General features: G+C 60.6%; 7 protein-coding genes. 2 read left to right on the forward strand and 5 right to left on the reverse strand.

Annotated features, from left to right (window positions below):
- Positions 1-34 precede the first annotated feature (34 nt).
- Positions 35-886: a 16S rRNA (cytosine(1402)-N(4))-methyltransferase RsmH gene (gene rsmH, locus ABX749_RS12995; protein ID WP_145223219.1), complete on the forward strand. Its 852-nt coding sequence runs from the start codon at positions 35-37 to the stop codon at positions 884-886.
- 680 nt (positions 887-1,566) lie between these two features.
- Here the strand turns inward: rsmH and ABX749_RS13000 are convergent.
- From ABX749_RS13000 to ABX749_RS13020, 5 genes are all read right to left on the reverse strand, one after another.
- Positions 1,567-2,196 (reverse strand): response regulator transcription factor, encoded by a 630-nt coding sequence (locus tag ABX749_RS13000; protein ID WP_372896364.1) that lies wholly within the window; start codon positions 2,194-2,196, stop codon positions 1,567-1,569.
- A gap of 389 nt (positions 2,197-2,585) precedes the next feature.
- The gene (locus ABX749_RS13005) at positions 2,586-2,798 is read right to left on the reverse strand and encodes a hypothetical protein (RefSeq protein WP_145219570.1); all 213 of its coding nucleotides are present in this window, start codon (positions 2,796-2,798) and stop codon (positions 2,586-2,588) included.
- Position 2,799: 1 nt separating this feature from the next.
- The gene (locus ABX749_RS13010; RefSeq protein WP_372896365.1) at positions 2,800-4,560 is read right to left on the reverse strand and encodes a TIGR03545 family protein; all 1,761 of its coding nucleotides are present in this window, start codon (positions 4,558-4,560) and stop codon (positions 2,800-2,802) included.
- Entirely contained in the window at positions 4,557-5,594 is a 1,038-nt protein-coding gene (locus ABX749_RS13015; protein ID WP_372896366.1) for a TIGR03546 family protein, read from the reverse strand. Before ABX749_RS13015 ends, ABX749_RS13010 begins: the two co-directional genes overlap by 4 nt.
- 307 nt (positions 5,595-5,901) lie before the next feature.
- On the reverse strand, positions 5,902-6,777 hold the full coding sequence (locus ABX749_RS13020) for a hypothetical protein (RefSeq protein ID WP_372896367.1): 876 nt from the start codon (positions 6,775-6,777) through the stop codon (positions 5,902-5,904).
- A gap of 374 nt (positions 6,778-7,151) precedes the next feature.
- On the opposite strand from ABX749_RS13020, the gene ABX749_RS13025 reads away from it, so the two are divergent.
- On the forward strand, positions 7,152-8,339 hold the full coding sequence (locus tag ABX749_RS13025; protein WP_372896368.1) for a 6-phosphofructokinase: 1,188 nt from the start codon (positions 7,152-7,154) through the stop codon (positions 8,337-8,339).
- Positions 8,340-8,503: the final 164 nt, after the last annotated feature.

Here is an 8,503-nt window from a genome sequence, read left to right on the forward strand (position 1 = left end):
ACCAAACGACAATCGCCCCTGCCACGTCTCGGTGATGCCCGAGGAGATCGTTCATTGGGTGAGCGAGTGTTCGCCAACGGTCGTGATCGATGGGACCTATGGAGCCGGCGGTCATTCGCGTCTGTTGTTGGATGTGGTCGGCGACGAGGGGCTGGTGATCGGGCTGGATCGCGATCCGGCGGTGCTCGCCCGCGTTGAATCCGAACCTGCGGTCGATCGCTTGTCGGTGTTCTTGGGCAGTTACGAGCAGGCCGCCAAGGCGCTCCAGGCCAGCGGGCTGGAGCATGCTGATGCAATGGTGTTGGACCTGGGACTGTCCAGTGATCAGCTAGCCGATCGCGATCGCGGATTCAGCTTTCAGCACGATGGTCCGCTCGATTTGCGTTTCGATCCGGAGAACGGGATCCCGGCCAGTGAATGGCTCGCCCGGAATAGCGAGAAGGCGATTGCCGACGCGATCTACCAGTTCGGCGAAGAGCGGTTCAGCCGGCGGATCGCGCGCGAGATTGTCGCGCGCGGCAAGCGTCGCGAACCGGTGCGCACTGTCGCGGCGTTGGTCGAGATTTGTCGTCGTTGTGTCCCGCGCGGCAAGCATCACGACATACATCCCGCAACACGGACGTTCCAAGCGTTGCGAATCGCCGTCAACGAAGAACTGGATATCCTGACGCGGACGCTCCAGCAGGCGCCCGATTGGCTGTCCTCGGGCGGCCGTCTTGCCGTGATCAGTTTTCACTCGCTGGAAGACCGGATCGTCAAGAATGCATTCCGTGACGACGATCGCTGGAATGTGTTGACCAAGAAACCGTTGCGGCCGAGTGAGGAAGAGGTCGCGGACAACGCGAGGTCTCGCAGTGCCAAGCTACGCGTGGCCGAGCGGAGATAGCAGCTCTACCTTGATAGCAGGTCTACCTTGATAGCAGGTCTACCTTCGCGAGCGTTCGCGACCGGGCACTTCGTGTACCCGGTCCGTGAGGTTTTCGGAGATGACTGTAGCGGAGGACTCCGTGCCATCAACGATCGTCAGCCCGTGGCCGCAAGCTGACCGCGTGAACCCCACGCGAGGCGAACTCGCGGAAGATAGGAGATCGAATCGACGGCGCGGTGCCGGAGTGGTTTACCAAGACCTCCTTTTTCCGCAAACCAATAGATAGCAATGGTTTACGTTCCGGGAGTGGATTTCCAGCGGCCACCTGAACTGCGTCGATTCAACCCAATCGGTAGCCTAAGAGTACGCAGCCAGCCGGTGTGGTCAACCGCAGATTCTGGAGTTTTGAGAACGCCCATGCAGCCCCGTGACGGTAACCCGTTGAGCGATGACGAGTTAAGTTCAGGAGCCCGCGCGCCGACTTTTTTCGGTAATTTAAACCGACTGCGGAGGTCCACCATTAAGGGTGGTTGGCAACAGGCCTGGCGGAAGGCCTTTGTCCCCCCTCTGTGTCGGCTGGAGGCGGGGATCCGCCAGTCGGCGTTAAACTCCCGTTTCTTGATGGGGTTTGTCGCAGTGGCGTTTGTCGATGGCCGTTGGCCGATCCCTCTCGTTCGTCGACGCGTTGCGTGGGGGGATCAGTCCCTGCCGGCGCGGGTTTTTAGCACGGCGTATTCGGCAACTGACTCGGCGACGAGTTTTCGCAGTGCGGATTGTCGCCGGCGATCGACGGTCCGGGGGCTGATTTCCAGCTGTTCAGCGATTTCGCGGTTGGGGCGTCCTTCGATGGCCAAGTCCAGCACGGCCTTCTCTTCGTTGGTGAGCTGGTCCAGGCGTTCTCTGGCCGAGCGGAGGTCTTGGCGTCTGGCGTAGGCTTGTACGCTGCACCGCATTGCCGCATTGATTTCATCCGCCAGGGCGTGCAGCTCGAACGGTTTTTCGACGACGCTGACGGCACCGAGTTTCATCGCGTCGACGGCGGTCGGCACGTCGGCGAACGCCGTCAGCAGGATCACCGACAAGCAGCTGTCACGCTGATTGAGGCGTCGGAGCAGTTCCACGCCGCCAATACCGGGCATCCGCAGGTCGGTGATGACGCAGCCGGTCTCGTGCTCCGACGTGGCGAGAAGCAAATCCTCGGGCCGATCGAACGTCTGGGGGGAGAATCCCAACTCTCGGAGGGATTCGGCCAGGGTCGTGAGCAGCTCCGTTTCATCGTCAACGATGTACAGACGACTCACTTCATCGGGTGCAACAAGTTCTTTCACCGGATTCGTGCTGATCAGCGGCATCTTGGCTGTTCAATAGGTTGGAGTGATGAACGAGAGTGACCCACAGGATCGAGGTGTCGTGAAATCGTTCTGTGTGGGTCAACATGGGAGTCGTTTTCCAGAATCAGCCCTGCGTTCTGCTGCCATCCTTCGCGGTGAGATCGTTTGACGGCCTTGCTGGCGACATGTCTCGGACGGATTTTTCGTCGCCTACACTTTAATCGATCCTTTGGCGTTCGCAAAAGCGCAACCGATGCTGATTTGCCGTTGAGTCTAGCAAAAACTGGGACGAGACGCAGATGCGGCGGAGTTTGTCGGGTTGATTCGGGTTCCGGAAACGCCGGTTCGGGTTCCTGGAGAGCCGGTTCGGGTTCCAGAATCACGGTTCAGGGATTCTGGTGGAGTGTTTGATTGGCGGTCCGGCCGGCCCGTTTGACCGCGTCCAGGGCGTCGGCGCAGGACTGCAGCAGCTCCTCGCGCAGCGGGCTTTCGGGTTCCCGTTGCAGTTTGATGGTGATCAATTCGAGCCTCATCGAGGCGATCGAAAGGTCGTTGTTGATTTGGTGCAGTGACTTGCGGATTCGGGGATCGGATTCCATTTCATCGGAACCGACCGTTGAGGAACTCGTTCATCCGGCCGATGGTGACTTCGGAGGAGTCCACGCCATCGAGCAGTTTTTTGCCGAGGTCTTCCAGCAGCCCGTCGGCTTTCGCGGTCAGCGATTGGGCGGCCACCTGTTGTTGATTGAACCAGGCGGCCAGTTTGGCTTGTTCCTGGTCAAAGGTCTGTTGCACCTTTTGTTTCATCTGTTGTTTCGAAGCAGCGACTTGCTGCGTGATGGCGGTCTGCGCGGCGTCGCGAAGGATGTCGCCCAGGTTGGTTTCCATGTTCATCGACAAGTGGTCCCATCGGCCTTCGAATCCGGCGTCGATGGTGACCGCGTCGACCGCGGCCAGGCTTTCACGCAAGGCTTGGGTTGCCGAGAGCGATTCGTATTTAGAATCGACTTCCAGATCCAACCGAACGCCGGTCTGTTTGCTGACGAAGCGCCCTTGGATCTGTTCGCCTTCGCTCCGCATTTGCACCCAGATTTCTCGTTTCCCGCCGCTGACCTTGACCATCGCTCGGCTATCGTCGCCGAGCCGAGTCTCGGGAGCTTGGGATTGAGGCCAGTGCAAGGTCAAGCGATCGATGTCCGAGTCATTGCGTCGGTCGCGAATGTAATCGACGTTGACCACTTGGGGCCCATCGAGTTGAAGTTGTGCCCGCAGCGGTTCGGCGAGCAGTTGCGGGTCGGGAGTCAGGTTCTCGACCGTGCCGGTCAGCGAATAAGCATTGCCGTCGGCGCGCATCAGACCTTGGACCTTGCAGCGGCGAACCAGGATGTTCGGTTGCCGCGTGCGGCCGAGCAGGTCGATATCGACGCCGCGTCCGCGTTCGGTTTCCGGGGCGACGATGGTGTAGTTGGCCAGCGTGCGTCCGCCTTCCCAGTAGTCACGGATCGTGGCGATCTGGTTCTGGACCGCTTCGCTGATCAGATCGATGCCAAAGTTTTGGGACTCGTTGAGGTTGCCCGGGACGTATTGATCGATACGGTCCAGGTCGATTTGTTTGGCTTGTTGCAAGGACGCGACATCGGCTTGGAATTGGGCCGGGACGGCATCGAGTGCCGCCAGGATCGACTTCAGTTCGGCGCGTGTTTCGTCAGCCAGTCCGACCGTTCTGCCGATCTTGTCCCAGTCGCGAAGCGGGTTTTCGATTTCGCCCGCGTTGGACTTGAAATCACGAACCTTTTGTTCCAACGCGCCGGCTCGTTTGGCGAGTGACTCGTATTCCCGTTTCCACCGTGCCTTGATCGCTTCACTGCGGCGAACGGTTTCCAAGTCCTTGGCGGCTTGTTCGGCTTGGTCGCCGAGCCGATCGGTGATGCTGCCGAGCAGATTGGAGAGGACGCCTGGCTTGTCGGACAAGCTGGGGGCTTCGAAATCTTCGTCGCCGCTGAGGTGTCCGCTCGTGTCGCGTTTGGCGCCGATTTGCAGACCGGTGATGCTGCCTTCGCGGGCGACCCAACGTCGATGCAAGATCGCGTTTCCATCGAGCGCCAATTCGATCGCGTCGGCGCGGAATGCGTCGCGCATCTCCTTGGCGTCGCGGGGGTCCGCGACACGGAAATCTTCATAGCGAATCGTGGGCGGAAACAGTTTGACTTGCGTCGTTCCGATCTCCACTTTCGCGCCCGTGGCGCTCTGTAGTCCAAGGACCGTCACGTACCGGGCGACCGGGCCCAGACCCAGACCCAACAGCACGAGCACAGCCGAAACGATCAACAGTCGTGTTACAACAAATCGCCAGCGAATCATCCTGCTGCTTTCCTTTCCTGGGAGTGACGCAATTGACGAAGCAGGTAGTTGAGTGCTTCGTCCATCGGTTGCTCGGTTTCACGGTTTGCGACATCGCGGTCGGACGCACCGGGCGTCACTTCGTCGTCGCGAAAATCCTTCATCCGAATCACGTCGATCCGAGTTTCGACGGAAACCATTTGTTCGTTGGTGGGCAGCGCGTCCGACAAGTCGGTTTCGGTTCTCGTCGTGGCCTGATCGGCCGCGGAGTTGTCGTCGCGGTCCTCCGACGCGTCGATCGGAATAAAGATCGGCTCGTTGGCAAGGACATTGTCAATCGGAATCGTCGTCGGGTCGGCTGCGCTCGGTTCGGTCAAGTCGCGTTTGCGGAGCGCGAAGCGTGGCGGCGGCACTGCATCCTGCTGATCGATCAGCACGGAAACCGCCTCGGGGGCTCTGACGTCTTCGGAAACCTCGCCAGCCGATCGGCGGGGTGACCGCAGCTCGTGTTCGCCGTCTTTGCGGTCATGGCCTGTCACCGACTCTGTCGCCGGCGATGTCTGTGTCACGGTGTCGGCTGCTTCCGTTTCACCGGCTGTTTCAATGTTTGTCTGGCTGTTTGTTTTAGGGGCGGCCAATCGAAACAGCGGCAAGCAAATGGCGAACAGGGGCAACACCGAAAGCGATCCGATCACAAAGCTGCCCAGCACCACGGTGTTGTTCAGGTCGGTCCATGGCACCACCGGCAACGACCAGGCCTGGGCCGCCCACTGGCTGCCCGACGGGTGCGTCAGCAGGTATTCGCCCACTTGATGTGAGTACGGATCCAGCCGGGTTGCCACGAAGGAAACGGCGATCGCGACCACTCCCATCAGGGCGTGATTGACCTTGAAACACAGCAGCGTGGCCAACACGATCAGGGCCATCAAGTTGCCGTGGGGGATGATTCCGAGCAGCACGCCCAACGCAACACCGCCGGCCAATTGGTGCGGGAAACGTCGTCCCGCAATCGCTTTTCGGACGTTGTTGAATAGCTTGAGCGAAAATATGACCATTGCAGTGCGCCTCCATGCGCACAGTTCACGACAGGGCATCCATCAAAGGGGCTTATCGGCAGATCGACCGCTTGATATTCAATACAACCGTCACATTTTCACTTGCCAGGGCAGTTTCGTTGCTGCGGCAGCGAATCACGGATTTCGCGCGGGGAAGCCGGTTGCCGAGACGGTGCGGGGCGGTTGCTCAGCATCGGGGCACCAACTTGGTGGCACAAAAAAACGGCTGGCGAACCGGAGTTCGTCAGCCGTTGGTGTGATCCGACGGGCAGCCGAGCATGATCCAACGCTCGGTCGTGCGGGGGGCTCAGCTATCGCTGGAAAGAGAGTCGCTGGAGAGAGAGTCGCTGGATTCGGATTCGGTTTCGCTGCGGGATTCGGCGATCCGCGTGGCTTCACGAACGACGGCGATGGCCGATTGAATTTCGATCGGCGAGAACCAACGGACGTTGCCGGTGTACTTGCTCTCGACGCGGTTCTTGGCGGCCAGGGTTTCCCAGGGCAGCTTGTCCATCAAGTTCCAGGCTGCCGCTTGGGCGGTGTTTTGAGCGACTTGGCGATTGCCGAGCGCTTCGCACAGCACATGGACGCGGTCGTCTTGGGTGACGAAGTCCAAGGGGACAATTTTGTAGGCCATTTTGGGAGTCGGGTCGGGGCGACCGTGTTCCAGGCAAACGGTGGTCACGGCGAGTTTTTGTTGACGTTGCGGGGGAATTCGCATGAAGCCACCCATGCCGCCACCGCCCATGCCGCCCATGCCGCCGCCCATGCCACCCATGCCGCCGCCGCCCATACCGCCGCCCATGGCTTGGCCGCCACCGCCGCCACCCATGCCGCCTCCGCCCATGCCACCCATGCCGCCGCCCATGCCGCCCATACCACCCATCATTCCTTGACGGTTGATTGGGACGCCGGCAAACGCCGCGGGCAGTCGCAGCGTCATCGGCTTGTCGGTCAGGTTGTTGACGATGACGTTCGCTTTGGTGGTATTCAGCGGGATGAATTTGACGTCGATTTTTCCTTCGTCGATCGCGGCAAACAGTTCGGCTTGGACGGTTTCGTCTTCGGCGGGAGCGTCTGCCAACGCCAGACCGGCGCTCAGGGCAACGCCGAGCGACATCAGGCCGGCGAACACGCGGCGAGTAACAAGACGGGCAGGGATTGATTGGGTGCGATAGGACACGTTCGAATTCCTTGTGCGATTGGAGCCGCAACGGTGATGAGATTAACGCCCGGATGCGACCATGAAATGGGGATACCTTTCGACACCCCGCCTGACGCTGCGCGCAGCGTCGATTGGGGTGGATGAAACCGGGCCAGAGGAATAAGGCGTTTGGATTCGCGGCCCGAACCTCCCCAGGGGATGATCGCAAATCGTTCCTCTTGCCAACCCCATCATAGATCGGCGTCCTAGCAGAACCAAGTGAAATCGTCGTCAGGAATTGCATTTTGGGCTATTGGAATCGGTCCTCGATGTCTACTTTCGCAGGGTAAACCGCCCCGCGGCCCGTCAGCGGGGCGTTGGGAGAACGATCGGCAGGCAGGAGCAATCGCGGGATGTCCGTTGAAATCACTGAAAATGGCGAGGTCCACATCTACGGTCGCGAGCGACTGGGGGAGCGACCGCGGATCGGAATCCTGACCTCCGGCGGCGATTGCCCGGGGCTGAACGCGGTGATCCGGGCGACGACCAAAACCGCCTTTTGGCTGGGTTATGACGTGGTCGGGTTTCGGGACGGATTCGAGGGGCTTGTCGATCCGATTCGCTATCAGGTGCTCAGCCCGCGGAACACCGCAGGCATTCTGGTGCAGGGGGGCACGATTCTGGGGTCGACCAACAAGGGCCGGTTTGCCGCGCGGGTTGGGGAAAGCGGCCGCGCGGAGCTGGATCCGCGGTTGATCGGTCGCGTCGCCGAGACGGTCCAACGGATGAAGCTCGAGGGGCTGATTGTCGTCGGCGGAGACGGGTCGCTGTCGACGGCCCTGCAATTTCACGAAGCGGGGATACCGGTGGTCGGGGTCCCAAAAACCATCGACAACGACCTCAAAGCGACCGCCTTCACGTTCGGGTTCAATAGCGCCGTGCTGTGCTGCGCCGACGCGCTCGATCGGCTGCACACGACCGCCGCGAGCCACCAGCGGGTCATGGTGTTGGAGGTGATGGGGCGGCACACCGGTTGGATCGCCCTGCACGGGGGGATCGCCGGCGGTGCGGACGTGATTTTGATTCCCGAGATCGAATGGACCTATGACAACATCATTGCGAAAATCGCCGAACGTCGGGCACTGGAAAAGTACTTCACGCTGGTCGTCGTGGCCGAAGGGGCCCATTTGCCTTCCGGCGGGCTGGTCGTCGAAGAACAGGCCGGGATGCAAAACAAGCAGGTCCGTCTGGGCGGGATCGGCCAAGTCATCGCCGAGCGTCTCGAGGGGATGATCGAACAGGATGTCCGATTCGTCGTGCTGGGACACCTGCAGCGTGGCGGCGGCCCGACAACCTTTGACCGCGTCTTGGCCAGCGAATACGGCGCCCACGCGGTGCGGCTGATCACCGAACGCAAATTCGGGCAAATGGTGTGCAGCGATCCGCCAGACATTCGCGATGTCTCCATTGCCGAGGCGGTCGACCAGATTCGCACCGTCGATCCGTCCGGCTCGGCCGTTCAGACCGCCCGGGCGATGGGCATCTGCTTTGGCGACACGCCGGGATACGAAAACCCCTTCAAGCAACCACCGTCGCACTAGCGTTCCGTCTCCGGTCAATTTTCCGGTAGTGGACGAGGCGACGAGTCCTCCGACAATTCCTATAATTGAACAACACCGCAAATCGCGGGACTCCTCGCGTCGTCCACTACGTTTCGTGCGCCAGCGCATTCTTAGTCAACACCCGTCAACAATCGATGAACGCA

Source organism: Stieleria sp. (assembly GCF_041595215.1).
In the GTDB taxonomy this organism is placed as follows: domain Bacteria; phylum Planctomycetota; class Planctomycetia; order Pirellulales; family Pirellulaceae; genus Stieleria; species Stieleria magnilauensis.